16 protein-coding genes are annotated in these 15,227 nt (G+C 41.9%); 9 read left to right on the forward strand and 7 right to left on the reverse strand.

Translation table 11 applies throughout. The features are described from left to right. From pstC to H7992_RS01580, 3 genes are all read right to left on the reverse strand, one after another. Positions 1–939 (reverse strand): phosphate ABC transporter permease subunit PstC, encoded by a 939-nt coding sequence (gene pstC / locus H7992_RS01570; protein ID WP_156475937.1) that lies wholly within the window; start codon positions 937–939, stop codon positions 1–3. A 92-nt stretch (positions 940–1,031) separates the two neighbouring features. Beyond that, positions 1,032–1,964 (reverse strand): PstS family phosphate ABC transporter substrate-binding protein, encoded by a 933-nt coding sequence (locus H7992_RS01575; protein WP_067204890.1) that lies wholly within the window; start codon positions 1,962–1,964, stop codon positions 1,032–1,034. Positions 1,965–2,333: 369 nt separating this feature from the next. After that, entirely contained in the window at positions 2,334–2,774 is a 441-nt protein-coding gene (locus tag H7992_RS01580) for a YtoQ family protein (protein ID WP_067204893.1), read from the reverse strand. A gap of 107 nt (positions 2,775–2,881) precedes the next feature. On the opposite strand from H7992_RS01580, the gene H7992_RS01585 reads away from it, so the two are divergent. Genes H7992_RS01585 through H7992_RS24545 form a run of 3 tightly spaced genes read left to right on the forward strand, consistent with a single transcriptional unit; the run spans position 2,882 to position 5,390 of the window. After that, a complete protein-coding gene (locus H7992_RS01585; protein WP_067204896.1) occupies positions 2,882–4,450 on the forward strand; it encodes an amidohydrolase in 1,569 nt (522 codons plus the stop codon). Positions 4,451–4,498: 48 nt separating this feature from the next. After that, the gene (locus tag H7992_RS01590; protein ID WP_255428555.1) at positions 4,499–5,170 is read left to right on the forward strand and encodes a phosphotransferase family protein; all 672 of its coding nucleotides are present in this window, start codon (positions 4,499–4,501) and stop codon (positions 5,168–5,170) included. Further along, complete coding sequence (locus tag H7992_RS24545; protein ID WP_255428556.1) at positions 5,133–5,390, forward strand: hypothetical protein; 258 nt, start codon at positions 5,133–5,135, stop codon at positions 5,388–5,390. The genes H7992_RS01590 and H7992_RS24545 overlap by 38 nt, the downstream gene beginning before the upstream one ends. 56 nt (positions 5,391–5,446) lie before the next feature. On the opposite strand, the gene H7992_RS01595 is transcribed toward H7992_RS24545, so the two are convergent. Further along, entirely contained in the window at positions 5,447–7,915 is a 2,469-nt protein-coding gene (locus tag H7992_RS01595; protein WP_187046467.1) for an MMPL family transporter, read from the reverse strand. 2 nt (positions 7,916–7,917) lie between these two features. After that, positions 7,918–8,364 carry a MarR family winged helix-turn-helix transcriptional regulator gene (locus H7992_RS01600; RefSeq protein WP_067204903.1) on the reverse strand — a complete coding sequence of 149 codons (447 nt, stop codon included), beginning with the start codon at positions 8,362–8,364 and terminating at the stop codon, positions 7,918–7,920. A gap of 123 nt (positions 8,365–8,487) precedes the next feature. On the opposite strand from H7992_RS01600, the gene H7992_RS01605 reads away from it, so the two are divergent. Together H7992_RS01605 and H7992_RS01610 are read left to right on the forward strand one after the other, a co-directional pair. Further along, the gene (locus H7992_RS01605) at positions 8,488–9,093 is read left to right on the forward strand and encodes a class I SAM-dependent methyltransferase (RefSeq protein WP_067204905.1); all 606 of its coding nucleotides are present in this window, start codon (positions 8,488–8,490) and stop codon (positions 9,091–9,093) included. 3 nt (positions 9,094–9,096) lie between these two features. Further along, positions 9,097–9,288 (forward strand): YwbE family protein, encoded by a 192-nt coding sequence (locus H7992_RS01610; protein WP_067204907.1) that lies wholly within the window; start codon positions 9,097–9,099, stop codon positions 9,286–9,288. 35 nt (positions 9,289–9,323) lie between these two features. On the opposite strand, the gene H7992_RS01615 is transcribed toward H7992_RS01610, so the two are convergent. Both H7992_RS01615 and H7992_RS01620 read right to left on the reverse strand, forming a co-directional pair. Next, the gene (locus H7992_RS01615; RefSeq protein ID WP_187046468.1) at positions 9,324–10,568 is read right to left on the reverse strand and encodes an MFS transporter; all 1,245 of its coding nucleotides are present in this window, start codon (positions 10,566–10,568) and stop codon (positions 9,324–9,326) included. Positions 10,569–10,589: 21 nt separating this feature from the next. After that, the gene (locus H7992_RS01620; protein WP_187046469.1) at positions 10,590–11,636 is read right to left on the reverse strand and encodes an ArsR/SmtB family transcription factor; all 1,047 of its coding nucleotides are present in this window, start codon (positions 11,634–11,636) and stop codon (positions 10,590–10,592) included. Between the two features lie 378 nt (positions 11,637–12,014). Here H7992_RS01620 and H7992_RS25000 point away from each other — a divergent pair, with 378 nt between their 5' ends. The 4 genes from H7992_RS25000 (at position 12,015) to H7992_RS01640 (ending at position 15,163) form a co-directional block, all read left to right on the forward strand. Beyond that, positions 12,015–12,149 (forward strand): DUF5412 family protein, encoded by a 135-nt coding sequence (locus H7992_RS25000; protein WP_187046470.1) that lies wholly within the window; start codon positions 12,015–12,017, stop codon positions 12,147–12,149. A gap of 56 nt (positions 12,150–12,205) precedes the next feature. Beyond that, a complete protein-coding gene (locus H7992_RS01630) occupies positions 12,206–13,369 on the forward strand; it encodes a PstS family phosphate ABC transporter substrate-binding protein (protein ID WP_255428557.1) in 1,164 nt (387 codons plus the stop codon). 153 nt (positions 13,370–13,522) lie between these two features. Next, positions 13,523–14,071, forward strand: coding sequence for a copper resistance CopC family protein (locus H7992_RS01635; RefSeq protein ID WP_187046471.1), 549 nt, complete (start codon positions 13,523–13,525; stop codon positions 14,069–14,071). Between the two features lie 3 nt (positions 14,072–14,074). Continuing rightward, positions 14,075–15,163 (forward strand): copper resistance D family protein, encoded by a 1,089-nt coding sequence (locus tag H7992_RS01640; protein WP_187046472.1) that lies wholly within the window; start codon positions 14,075–14,077, stop codon positions 15,161–15,163. The last annotated feature ends 64 nt before the right edge of the window (positions 15,164–15,227 follow it).

A 15,227-nucleotide genomic window follows, 5' to 3' on the forward strand; every position in this document is an offset into this window, starting at 1 on the left:
TTAGTATTCCTCCCTGAATTTCGTCTTGATGTACAAAGCGGCCCGGTTCATTAGGAATGTGAACAAGAATAGCATGAACCCGACAGCGTAAATGGAATAATAGATTGTTGTGCCATAGCCTGCGTCGCCTGTTGCGACTTGAACGATATAAGAAGTCATCGTTTGAATTGAACCTGTAAAGTCCATATTGAATATTGGCGTGGAACCTGCGGCAAGTGAGACAATCATTGTTTCTCCTACAGCCCGTGAAGCAGCAAGGATAATCGATGCTGCAATACCGGAAATTGCTGCTGGAAAGACGACTTTGATAGCTGTTTCAAATTTTGTAGACCCAAGCGCGTAAGACCCCTCGCGGAATGAGGCAGGAACAGCAGAAAGTGCATCTTCCGAAAGTGAGATTATCATTGGTAAAATCATAATACCGACTACAATACCGGCACTTAGTGCGTTAAATAACTTCAATTGTGGAATGAAAGACTGGAGCCATGGTGTCACGACTGTTAAGGCAAAAAATCCGTAAACAATCGTTGGAATTCCAGCCAGTAACTCAATAATTGGTTTGATGAACTTTTTGATTTTGGGTGACGCATATTCACTGAGGAAAATTGCACACGCAAGTCCGAAAGGGACCCCGATAAGAAGCGCAACACCTGCAATTTTTAAAGTCCCGACGATTAAGGGAAGTACACCGAATGCCTGATCAGCATTGGAGAAAGGTGCCCATTCAGTTCCAAAAATGAAGTCAGTGATCTTTATTTCTTGAAAAAAGATGAATGTTTCTTTCAGTAATGTGTAGATAATCCCAAATGTTGCCAGTACAGTGATGGAAGTGACAGCGAGTAACAGATGCGGGATGAGTTTGCCGAACTTCTCATTCTTTTTAGCAGCAGCAATGACATCGCGTGTTCGCAACTTATCTGTCGGTTTTATTGAAGTCAATCTATGGACCTCCTATTGGATAACGTTGTTTAGTTACGGTGTTGAAAGGATAATGGCTGCCCTACTATGCAGGACAGCCAGGAATCGTTCTATTATTTCAGAGAATCCAATGCTTTACGTCCTTCTTCATAGTCTGCTTCAGGCAGTTGTACATAACCAACTGCTTCGGCCATTTCTGCTGAGTTGTCGATAACAAACTCCATGAAGTTACGAACTTCTTTTTTCTCTTTAACTGCATCGTTGCTGACATAAATGAATAGTGGGCGAGAGAATGGAGTGTATTCGCCAGACTCGATTGTTTGTGCATTCGGTTCAATACCATCTATTAATACTGCATTTAGCGCGTCTTTATTTGATTCGTAGTAAGCATAACCGAAAAATCCAATTGCATTTTTGTCACCTTTAATTCCTGTAACAAGAACGTTGTCATCTTCAGAAAGTGTTGCAGATTTTACAAGGTCAGCATCTTCCAAGACAACTTCATTGAAGTAGTCATATGTGCCAGAATCTGTACCTGGTGAATAGAAGACGATTTCTTCAGCTGGCCAGCTTGGGTTGATATCAGACCATTTTTTTGCTGATCCATCTTCTGCCCACATTTTCGCGAGATCTTCAACAGTAAGTGAATCGACCCAAGTGTTTTCTTTATTTACAACGATTGTTAAACCGTCGTTTGCAATTTTAAGTTCTGTATAGTCAACGCCTGCTTCGTCAAGCTTTGCTTTCTCTTCATCTTTAATGGGGCGGGATGCATTTGAGAAGTCTGTTGAACCAGCGATGAATTTTTCAAATCCGCCACCTGTACCGGAAACACCTACGGATACTTTAACGTCTTTTTCAGCTTGTGCATATTCTTCAACAATCGCTTCCATGATTGGCGCAACAGTCGACGATCCGTCCCCTGCTACACTACCGCTTAAGCCTTCGCTAGTTTTAGCTGATGTATTACCGTCCGCTCCACCGCAAGCAGCGAGAAAGATCGAGCATGCAAGTCCGAGTGTTGCGAGTGTTTTCATGTTTTTCATCTGTTGTTGCCCCCCTAGAGTGTTTTGACTACAATTCAAATGATAGAGGAGAATTGTTGAGCGGGTATGAAGGAATCGTTAAGGTTTTGTAAACGAGATAGGGGGATATGATCGGTGTGGAAGGGTATATGATTGTTCTTCGCGGTTGTATGATCGGTGTAGGAACGCCATTAAAAAAGACTGCCCTGATGAGGACAGCCCGTGGGATGGTATTTAAAAAGGTATAAGTTTTTTCAACCTGGAGCAGTGTCTAGGCTCCAGGCGCAAACTCTCGGGTCATAAGTCGTTTTGCTATGGGGCTGAAGTACGCCTCCTCGCAAACCGTCTTATGCCTGTCGGGGCTAAACGGCAGCTTGCGCTTTTCTTAGTTCATTCGAAAATATAATGCAGTGCTTTTACAGCCTGATCGACAGTTTCGACGGTAGCGTTTGCTTTGCGTGACAATTCCTTTAGTGCATGATGATGTGCTTCATTACGAATTAGGATGAGTGGTTTGCCGAATGCGACGGCGGCACTCGCGTCCATCGCGGTATTCCACTGCTTATATTTCTCCCCAAATAAAGCGATGACAAGATCGGCTTGCTTCATTAATAGCTCCGTACGCAAATTATTAAAGCTAGATGCCGCAGCATCTTTGGAAATTGCATTCGGCTGCTTGCCTAGAATATCTTCCCCGATGTTATCAGAACGGTCATGGTCTTCCATGGGACCGACGAAATCGATTGGCAACTTAAGTGCAGCCACTTTCATCTTTACTTCCTCACGCCATGAACTATGGATTTCCCCTGCCAGGTAAACAGTTAATCTCAACTTAATCCCTCCTAATCATTAATCTTAATTGTAGCATTGATAATCAAAATGTTGCTCGTGAATGACCGAAAGTTTAGACTATAACTAGAGAGATAGGGGGAATTGAGATGAAAACACTTTGGCATAATGGCACGATGTATACGATGGAGCAAGAAGGCGACCAAGTTGAGGCGCTGCTCACAGAAAACGGTAAGATTAGTGCAGTTGGCACATATGGCGATTTAAAAGAACGAGCAGATAATGAAATTGACTTACAGGGTTCCGTTCTTTATCCAGGATTCGTCGATAGTCATATGCATATGATTGGTCACGGCGAAAAATTACTAAGTTTGGACTTATCGAAGGCAACGTCCGCTGATGACATGATGGATATGCTGATAAATGCTCATCCTGATTTGAAATCTGACGAATGGTTTATCGGAGAGGGATGGAATGAAAATAACTTCCCAGATAAAAAGATCCTCACGCGACATGAATTGGATAAGGTCACGGATTCCCCTATGATTTTGAAACGGACATGTAGACATGCGGCGCTCGCCAATTCAAAAGCGCTTGAGCTGGCAGGTATTTCAAAAGATACACTTGATCCCGAAGATGGTGTCATTATGCGTGATGCGAACGGGGAACCTACGGGCTACTTGAAAGAAGGAGCGCAGGAGATTGTACTTGCCCTTATTCCAGAGCCGACAGAGGAATCATTGACTCGGGCCTTACAAAAGTCAGTCGATGATTTGCTGTCACTTGGACTGACAGGGGGAGTGACGGATGACCTCGGGTATTATGGGGATTATAAAAACCCGCTACAAGCATTCAAAAACGTTATTGGTGAACAGAAGAAATTCCGCGCACATTTATTGCGACGGTCAACTGTTTTCCAGCAATTGAAGGAAGAGCAAGCTACTTATAATGAACCTTGGATTGAGCCTGGCGAGATGAAATTTTTCATCGACGGAGCGCTTGGAGGTAAAACGGCTTTGTTAAGTAAACCGTATGCAGATACGCCCGAAACATTCGGCATGACAGTCATTACGGATGAAGAAATTGGTGCGATAGTGTCGCTCGCACGCAAGTATGGCGAAGCAATTGCTGTTCATGTCATTGGGGATGCAGCTGTTGAAAAAGCACTCGATGCGATAGAGAAGTACCCGGTACCTACTGGCAAACGTGATCGACTTATCCATGTAAATGTCTTGCGTGAAGATCTAGTCGAGCGGATGGAAAAGTTGCCAGTCATCCTTGATATACAGCCGGTGTTTGTTTCATCAGACTTCCCATGGGTCATGGATCGTTTAGGGGAAGACCGTCTTGATTGGGCCTATGCGTGGAAAAAGCTGCTTGACCGTGGATTCATTTGCGGCGGCGGTTCGGATGCGCCAATCGAGGAGGTCGACCCATTGCTTGGCATCTATGCAGCGGCAACGCGTCGGAAGCCTGGGGAAACCCACGATGGCTATTTGCCAGATGAAAAACTAAGTCGCTTTGAAGCGGTCGGCCTCTTTACGACGGGGAGTGCGGGAACAATCGGAAAAGCGGACGTCCGCGGTAAGCTTGCGCCCAGGTTCGATGCTGATTTCACAGTGCTCGACAAGGATTTATTCCGAGTGGAAGATGAAGAGATCGTGAACGCGAATGTTGTGATGACCGTTATTGCGGGTGAAGTGATGTATAGAGGGTGAAATGGGACTCGTCTAATCCATAATTCATGTTTAAAGGAGGGGTGGAATTTGCGACCAATCGAAAAAGTAGAAATCTGGGTGCAGCAAGAAGTTGGGAGTGCCGTCCATTGGATGAAACGGCTTCCAGGCAGTACGTCCTCACTTCTTTATGAAGTGAAGACGGAAGACTCGGAAATGGTTTTACGACAATTTGACAATGAGGAGTGGCTTCTTGAAGAACCTGATCTCGTCAAGCACGAAGCGGCGAGCCTTCGAAAAGCTTCGTATAGTGGGCTGCCGACTCCAGCGCTGATTGGGTCTGATGAAACAGGAAAGCTGAGCGGGTTGCCGTCTATCCTTATGACGAAAGTTGAAGGGAAAGTAGAGCTTCTGCCAGATGATTTCAACCAATGGACGGATGGGTTGGCAAAAGCACTTGTGCAAATTCATCAAGTTAAAGCGAATGATTTTACATGGAAATATGCACCATATACAAAACGGGCGGACGTCAAATTCCCCGAATGGACGAAGAAACGGGATGTGTGGCAGGCGGCATTTGAACGTTTCCATGGAACGGAGCCTGAATTTCTCGAGACGTTTATTCACCGCGACTTTCATCCTGCAAACGTGTTGTGGACTAACAAAGAAAGTCAGTGGGATTGTCGATTGGCCGAATGCATGCCGCGGTCCAGCGGGTATCGACGTGGGTCATTGTCGTGTGAACCTCGCGCTGTTGCATAGCGTCGAAGTGGCAGACCTATTTTTACAAGCATATCAAAGACATGCTGAACCCTCATTTTCGTATGAGCCCTATTGGGATATTGTCTCCGTGTTTGATTTCTTGGACGGACCTCCTGTTGTATATAGTGGCTGGGCGGCGTTTGGTGTTACAGGTTTGACGGATGAAATGATGGCAGCACGATTGGATCAATATTTGGAGAGTATCAGTAACAAAGAGTAGAATCATTAAAAAAGCGTCCGTTCCCCACAAAAGGAACGGACGCTTTACGTATTATATCAACCTCTGAACGGCCACCATACCCCTCTGCCAAACGATACAGTAATCGCCGGAATGAGTAATGGAAGAATGATGAGTCCATACAGAAGGAGTCCTGTAATGACAATTGTAGCGATTTGTACGAGACTCAACACGCCTGAAGGCATCATTGCACCAAATGTTCCGGCGAGTATGATGGATGCAGTAATGATGACCGTACCCATTTTAGCCATCGACATCGTAAGGGCCTCTCGTATATTCAGCCCATTAATGCTCTCCTCACGGAAGCGGTCGAGTAAGAAAATGGAGTAATCCACACCGAGCGCAATAAGCAGAATGAAGCCAAAGAATGGAACTGCCCAGCTGATACCATCATAACCCAACATATTGACAAAGATGAGTTCAGTTACAGCGATAGATGTGTAATATGTGAGCAGCAAGGAGCCAATCATATACAAAGGCATGATTGCAGAACGGAATAAGAACGTCAAGACGACGAACAAACTGGCAAGCATAATAATGACTGTGCGCTTGAAGTCTTTTGACGAAATATCATACAGATCCGAATTCATGCTGGATACACCGCTAAATGCAAGCTCTGCGTCAAAGAAAGGTGTTCCGATAACTGAACGGGTTACGCTGTCTTTAATGTCATGCACCGTTTGGATCGCTTCCCTTGAATAAGGATCATAGTCCAAAATCACTTCAAGTAAAATCCCTGATTCGGCTCCGAACGTATAACGGTCAATCACCGGCTTGAACGTTTCATTGCTGAGCGTGCCTGACGGGATGAACAAACCGGTAGCACGCACACTGTCCAACTCACTCATTTCTTTTAATGATGCGGATAATTCGCCAAGACCGGAACCGATTTCATCCAGGCCTTTAGTAGAAGCACCAACACCTGCAGAAAGCTGCCCGATACCACCTGCGGCTTGTGCAAGTCCAGCACCATTGACTTCAGCTGCAGAACCGGTAGAAAACATGCCGGTCACTTGGTCCAGTCCGCCTTGAACTTCTGTCAGTCCTTTTTGTACCTTATCCAGTCCGTCAGTCGCATCACCAAGACCCTCTGACATGAGACCAAGCTGATGGTCGACATACAAGTCTTCGATAATTTCACCAGTTGGACGCGTGATCGTCCGGACCGTTTTCACGCCGTCAATCTTCTCGATATCCCGGCTGATTGCTTCGAGATAGGTGACGTCAGTTTCGTTGACAATCGGGCCGTCTTTTTTCAATAAAACCTGAATTGGCAACGAATCTCCTTTCCCGAATGCTTCAGAAATAGCATTGAGGCCCATGACCGATTCTTTACTCTTATCAATCTCATCGACTGTGTTGAATGACAAATCATTATCATATGTCAATAGAAGAGGGACTGTGATAACGGCCACAATTAGCATAGAAATGAGCGGCCGCTTGACCGAAACTTTACTGAAGGCAACCCATATTTTACTGTCTTTATGCGATGCAGCTTGTTTTGAAGGCCAAAACAATTTGTCTTTCAATAAAACCATGAACAATGGAACAACTGTAAATAGCACGACCATCAACACGGCAATTCCGACCGCGACAGCCACAGCTGATTTGAAAATCGGGAAGTCTGCAAATCCGATTGCTGCAAATCCGATAAAGACGGCAAGACCGCTGATGAACAGTGTACGGCCAGCAGTTTTATACGTATTAACGACTGCATCCTCGACGCTATGACCTGCTAGCAATTCTTCTTTATAACGGCTGAGCAACAGAATACAATAATCCGTTCCTAGTCCGAAGAGGATGGCTACAAGGAAAATCTGTGTGTAATTAGAAACAGGGAATCCGAACCAGTCAATGAAAAAGGCAACAAATGATTGACTGAGTAAATAGGAGATCCCTACCGCAATAAGCGGTATAAATGGTGTGACAATTGAGCGGAATACGATGAGAAGCAAACCGAAAATAAGCACGACGGTAATAATTTCTGTTTTTTTCAAGCCGTCTTGTGCGCTTTGGTTTACATCATTGCCGATAATCGCTTCACCTGTTAAATAGACTGTCTGGTTTTTGGATAAAATATCACTATGAATTTTATCAGCAAGGGCAATAATTTCATCAAATGTACCGTCCACAGTAATTGGTACGAGGACTGTCTTCTGATCTTTTGAAACAAGTTGCGCTTCCAGTTCTTTACTTTCAAAAGGGTTAAGTATTGCTGAAACTGGCTTGCCCAGGGCTTCAAGTTTGTCTACAACCGATTGAATTTCTTTTTTCATCGCAGCATCTACTGGTTTTTTCAGCGGATAGACGAGTGAAATCGTATCTTCGGAAGCACCGGCTTTTTCTAGCATATCAGCCGCTTTTTGCGAATCAGCACTGCTTGGAAGTTGTAGTGAGCCCGCTTCTTCTGCTTGTTTTGCCAAATTTGGTGCTAAAATGAATAACGCAATTGTCAATGTAAGTAAGCCGATGAAAATCGGCCATTTGAATTTTAAAATAGCTCTCAAAATTACATCTCCTTCATTTGTAAAATCTCTTTAAGTTTTCGGAAGGTCTCAACGAATGTCTCCAGTTCCTTTTCATCAATTCGATCTTTAAAAAGTTTTTCAATATTTTCATAGACCGCATTATTGGACGTTTGAAGAACCTCGATACCTTCCGATGTAAGTCGTATGATTTTGGCACGCTGATCGTTTTCGTCACGCTCGGATGTCACAAGTCCTTTTTCCTCCAACTTTTTTAAACGGCTCGAGACGGCGCTTTTATGTACACCTTGAATTGTGGCAAGCTTTCCGCTCGAAAGTGCTCCATAAGTAGAAAGGATTTTGAGTACTTGAATTTGCTCAGGAGAATACTCTTTCCAAATGGGAATATCCATGTTTTTAATAACATGTTCTGTCCCGAAAATCATTACTTCTTCGAATAAATCAACAGCTTCTAGTAGTTTTTCTCTCAATATAGTCTACCCCCTAAACCAATAATAGTAGTTTAGGGGGTAAACGAATAAATGTCAACGGCAAAGTAATCGGCCATTTTATGATAAACTGAAGGAAGTAGATACAAAGGGGACTGAGAAGCTATGACAAATATGTGGCATGAACGTTTTTCCGTTGAAGAATACGTCTATGGCAAAGAACCCAACGGATTTCTTGTGGAGGCGGCACAGCAATTACCGAAGGGTAAAGTGCTTTGTATCGCGGAAGGTGAAGGGCGTAATTCGGTCTACTTGGCAACGCTTGGCTTTGATGTGACAGCATGGGATTATGCGCCGGCAGGACTGGAGAAGACAAAGCAGTTGGCGGGTGAAAAAGGTGTCGTTGTAAAAACGGAACTGCACGATTTGGCAGAAGTGGCATGGGAAGAAGAGCAGTGGGATGCCATCGTTCACATCTTCGGACATTTCCCGGGAAACGTTATGGACCGTACTCTAGCAGGGATTAAAAAGGCATTAAAACCTGGTGGATGCTATGTAAGTGAGTTGTATACGAAAGAACAGCTCCAGTACGGAACAGGCGGCCCACGGGTCGAAGAAATGCTGTGTAATCCTATTAAGATGCTCGAACAATTCGATGGTTATTTCGTCAAACACTTCCATATCGGGGAAGTCAATCGCGTGGAAGGCCAACTTCATACAGGAACCGCACACGTCGTGCAAAGTATATTTCAAAAAAGAGAGGAAGAATAATATATGAATGGAAAGAATCGTGCAGATGTAACACCAGGCTTAAAAGTAGCAGTTATCTTGAAAAAAGATCAGCGGTCGGGCTCGAAAACGGAAGGTGTCGTTAAAGATTTATTGACGAACTCAAGTTTCCACCCGCATGGCATTAAAGTACGCTTAGAAGACGGACAAGTTGGACGGGTTTGCGAGATTTTATAATAAGAAAAGGCCTAAAAAGGATAACCATGCGCAGTCTATTGCCGCGCGTAGTTATTCTTTTTAGGTAATAATTCAGGTTGGGGTGGACCATCAATGAACTTGAAATAAGGAAAGACGATACCAATGATAGATACCAAACTTATCGCTAATCCAATCATTATATATAAAGGTCTAATTCCCCATAACTCACTAATAATTCCTCCAAAAACAATCCCAATTGGCATCGCCGTTCTACTAATTACTAATCTAACCGACATCACTTTCCCCATCATATGATTCGGAATCGCCCGCTGACAAATTGTGATGTTGTGAATACTGAAGAAAGCCATCATAATTCCTGCAATAATTTCGACGATAATCGCTAAAATGATTGCATTAATAATTCCTAACGAAATGTAGGTTAATCCACCGATTACTAGGGATCCTAACATGAACATTCTTCGACTTCGGAATTTTATCTTTCCAATTAACAGAGATCCGATGACATAACCCAATGGAAAGCCAGCCATATAGAGGCCATAATCTTCATAATTCCCCTTCAGCACATCCGTGATATACGGTAAATTAATCACCATTGTGACACCAACGCCAAATTGGACGAATGCAAGGAAGATTCCTAGCCACACGATTGTTCGTTCTTTAAAAAAGTAATGGATGCCTTCCTTGAATTGTTCCAACCAAGTCTTCCGTATATCTTGAGGAACTCGTTGCTCGTCCATCCGTAACAGCAAAAATCCACTTAGCGCAAGCAATATAAACACGAGTAACAAAGTGAAATCTGTCCCTATATAATTAATAACAACTCCACCAGCCATGGGTGCTAAGAACATCATAAGCCTCGTTGTACCATCGAGATAAGCATTGGCCGTACTTAACTGTTCCTTAGCGACAATTGTCGGTGTAATCGCTTGACTTGCAGGAACGTAAAGTGGGGTGACAAGGCCAATGATGACCTGAACTACATAGATATGCCAAACTTCCAAATGGCCAAGGAACATTGATAAAAGTGGCACCAGAAAAATCAATGCCCGTGTCCACTGGGAGAAAATCATAATCCATTTGCGACTCCATTTATCAATGAACGGCCCACTGACGAGTTGAAACACGATTGAGGGGAGAAAATACAGTAACCACATACTGCCCAACGCCAGTTTTGACCCTGTGAGTTCATAAACAATAATCGAATTGCAAAACGTGCCAAAGGAGCCGCCCAGTTCGGATATGGCACTCCCCGCCCACAATGAAACGAAGCCCCTATTTTTTAAGACAGTAGTGTTCATAAGCTGCGGCTCCTTCAAGTATTATTGGGTTAAATAGAGTTCCAACTCTTTGGGCAAGGAAGCAACAGACTTTTCTTTCAAATAATAATTGGAGGATTTTTGACCAACTAAAGAGGCGGCCTTTAAAATTTTTAAATGATGATGAACAGTTGATTTCCCTAATTCGAGCTGCTCAGTTATATCCTTTAACGTGCAATCTTGTTCAGATAAAAGCTTAACCATGCGAAGCCGGACTTCATCTCCCAATGCTTTATGTTTCTGAATTAAAAAGTAATCGGGAAGGTACTTATCAGTTGGATCAATGCTTGTGTTCGGAATCGGATAATAAAAAACTTTCGTTTCTTCAATATCCGATACAATCGTCCAAGGCCGGTACGTCAATTGGGGAATCAATAAAACACGATGAACGCTTGGCTCAGGAATATACTCTGTTCCATTTGTGGCCCATGCAACAAATTCTTCAGGCGTCAGTTTCTCTTTCATATTTATTTTTTCATCGAGATCTCTTTCCAAGATGGCTAACAAGGGATTCGTATCTGCATCAAGAACTGTTTCAGTCCACAAAGACATGACAGTTAGTAAATGCTTTTTAAAGTCAACGCCATTTACATTGCTGATAAAGTCAATATAAGCAGGTAGAAAAGGGTTTTCCTTTGCTACTTGTTTTATTAAATCGACAGCAACTTTATCACCATTCGCCGCCAGCATCCTACTTTCTTGTAAATCTGTTCCGAAGTATGGGAGACAAGTATACTTCAGTTCCACATCGCTTAAATTGTTGACATAAATCTTGAATTTTTCAATGTCATTCGAATTTCTTTCAAAAGCGTGTAAAAGTTGAAGTATACTTTTCCATGTATTGTGTTCTTCAACGTAATTCAGTTCGATAACTAACTCGTCAGGCATTTCATTTCGTAGTAATTCAAATACACTTTTTTTCTCGAGCGTGTCTAGCAGCGGTGTATTTGTGATCGCTGCAATACCTAATGCACATTCCCATAATAGAGAATACTCGAGCTCCACTTTGTACGATTCTCTTTTTCTACCTGTAATTGTTAGTGTATTCATACTAATTCGCCTCCTACTTGGTAAAGTATACCTATTTGGAATGCGAAGTTCAATAATTTTAGAATATTTTGTTCAATTAATTTTGAACTATGACATATAAATCATAAATAGATAGGTTGTGACTTTTATCCATCAAACGTGAAAGTTTAAAAAATCACGTTTGTTTTAGAGTTGTTTGAGAGTGATGGACGAGCGTTCACCCTCCGCAGTAAGAAATCTCAATAATGATGCAGTAGTTGTTCAGGCCAAAGTGATCCGAGAGCAACTGTGTATAGGGCTTCTAGTGTTTAAACACAAATGCAAACAGTCATTTATTGGTTCATCAACAGATGTGTATTGGAAACATTTGTATGGAAAGAAACGTCTCGATAGGAGTGGGTGCACAATGAAGATTGTTCTAAAAGTAACCGGGAAAATCAAGCGAAAATCGTTTGGATTAATAGTAATACAGTTTCAATCAACGGTGTTGAACTTAATGTGCAAAAAGATGTGTATGATTGGAGAGAACAGTAACGGGCTCAAATGAGGTTCGCTATACAGAAATGCTTTAATACTAAGGGGGACTCAGCTTGAAAAACATCCTAATGATTGCAACCATCCTAATGATTATTGTAGCGGCGACGATAGTGGCGTTGCCATTGGCTTTTATATCTGTTTTATTCATAACGCCGAATATGTATTATATAGTACCTTTGCTTATTGCAATCTACGTAATACTGGTTATTTTGATTCTATTCAAAACGATAGGTTGGACGAAATATCCGAACGGAAAAAAAGCTTTTTATGGCGTTGCTGCGCTGATAGCCGTTATGGCATTGTCTTTCTCGGCTTCCGGTATATATAAGCAGAACTTGGACAGGTTGGAGGATACAGAAGTGAACCTGCAACAATACAGTCCGTTCGCATCTGGGACGAAAGCTATGAAACTGGACGAGCCAGCGACCTTGAAGCTGGAATCGGATTTACCTGTCATAGATGGTGCGACCGCGCTTTACCCAATGTATGCTGGATTCGCACAGGCAGTCTATCCAGAAAAGGAATACAATCTCTATAACAGTGAAGTGATGTCGAATATGACAAACGTAGCCTACGAAAAGCTCATTGATGGGGAAGTCGATATAATTTTTGTAGCAAGTCCTTCTTCTACTCAATTGGCATCAGCAGAACGAGCTGGCAAAGAATTAACGCTGACACCAATCGGTAAAGAAGCGTTCGTTTTTTTTATCAATGCGAAAAACCCTGTAAAAACCTTGACGATGAATGAAATCAAAGGGATTTATTCCGGAGAAATAACAAATTGGAAAGACGTAGGCGGAAAGAAAAAAGCGATACGGGCATTCCAGCGGCCACAAGACAGCGGCAGTCAGACTGCACTTCAAAACCTGATGGGTGACGTGTCGATCATGGATCCTCCGGTTGAAAATGTGATTGATCTTATGGGAGGAATTATTGATGAGGTATCGGACTATACGAACTACAGCAATGCATTAGGCTTTACTTTCAGATATTATTCAACCGAAATGGTCACTAACGATAAAATCCGATTGCTTCAAATTGAAGGAATTGAACCGTCATTAGAAACAATCCAGTCTGAAGATTATCCTCTTACGGCTGATATTTATGCCGTGACTGCGGGCAGTGATAATCCGCATATCGAGAAATTCATCGATTGGATTTTGTCTGACCAAGGACAGGCGATCATCGAGAAGACGGGGTATGTTACAAACCGATAGGCTGAAAACGGGATTGCTTTACTCGTAATAGTATAAGGAATAAAAACACTTCACGAATTTTTCACAACGAAAAGCTACACTGAAATTGATTTGATTATGTTCAAGTTTTTAAGTTCGTAGTTTTAATCAGCAATTAAATTAGGAGGTATTACAGTGAAAAAGTTATTATTAATTACATTTGTCTTCATGTTTATTTTTACTACCAGTGCTCTGGCACATACAGGGTTAGAAACGTCTTCCCCAGAAGATGGAGAAGTTGTTACAGAAGAAATGCGCGAGATAGCCTTAACCTACGAAGGGAAAATCGAACAAGGAGGAACGTTAGAGGTCAGTAATTCAAATGGCCAATCTATTCCAGTTGAAGATATTTCCATAGCAGATACGCAAATGACAGGGACGTTTACAAATGCCTTGGAAAATGGTGACTATACAGTTGTTTGGAATATTATTGGAGCAGATGGTCATCCGATTGCAGGAGAATTTTCTTTCACTGTAGATGTTCCTGTATCTGAAACAGCGGTTGAAAATGAATCCGAAGCCAATTCACAGGATGTAAATCAAGATGAAACACCATTAGAAAATGTTGAAGATACTAAAACAAATGAACAAAGTCAATTACCTTCTTATCTCATTCCTGTAATCGTTATTGTCTTAATTGCAATTATTGTGGGGATTTTCGTCGGGTTAAGGAGAAAAAAATAATAAATGTTTATGGTAATTGTTAGTGAAATACTTTTATATCTTTGCGTATCGCTTCTTATAGGAAGTTTTCTTATAGCTCTAGTACCGAGTTCTTTTCGACCGGAAGTAAACATACCAAGAAGTGTACAAATTATAGCTACACTCGGTATCGCAGTGTTCTCATTTGCGCCTGTTTTAGTGCTAATCATATATTTGTACGAGAATATGGGACTTTCTGAAACACTACAGACAGTTCTACTTACTTTTGAAGTCGGCAAAGCATGGATTTTCACTTTTCTAGTTGTCAATGTCTTGTTCATTTTTATCGTTTGGTTTGATGATCGTGAGAAACCAATCTACTCTTATATAGGAATCATTTTTGTTGTCATTTTAATCATGGGAATTGGTTGGGCTAGTCACGCTAGTTCCCTTGATCATGTCAAAGGATTTTTAACGCATACAAGCCATTTTACAGCGGTGAGTATTTGGGTAGGAATCTTGCTTGTAGTTAGCTGGTTTTCAAAAGATCATTCAAACTGGTTGAATTTCTTGAAATGGTTCTCGCCTGTTGCCATTATTTGTTTTAGCATCACCATTGTGTCAGGACTTATTTTAATGACATTTGTAGTGGAGTTTAATGAATATGCCAATGCGTGGATGCTTCCGTATGGTCAATTATTGTTATTAAAACATTTAACGATCATTCCATTACTGGTATATGCAGGGATCAACAGCATACTTATTAGAAAGAAGTTACTTAAGGATAATGACTTTAATCCAATACCTTGGACAAGAGTGGAAAGCATACTTATTTTGGTTGTTTTTTCGATAACGGCTGCATTAGGTCAACAATCGCCGCCTAGCGAAAACATATTGAAAAATGAAGGACTTTCCAAGCTGTTCAGTTTCTTTTATCAAGGTCAGTTTCAGCAAGGAATGAATGTCGAACTTGTAGCAAATGCCACAGGTCTCTCTCTTCTACTGTTAGCGATTCTTTTCGTCGTTTTAACTGTGTACTCATTTATTAAGAAAGCACCGGTAATCGTAACTTTCATTTTGAGTATTCTTTTCATCTTTACAAGTTATTTAGCTTTACTACTTAGTATCCAATAGAAAAAGTGAAAGGTAGCTGACTTAGCTACCTTTTTTTCTATATAATGGGTACTATAGAGATTAA

The organism is Sporosarcina sp. resist, assembly GCF_014302295.1.
Lineage (GTDB): Bacteria > Bacillota > Bacilli > Bacillales_A > Planococcaceae > Sporosarcina > Sporosarcina psychrophila.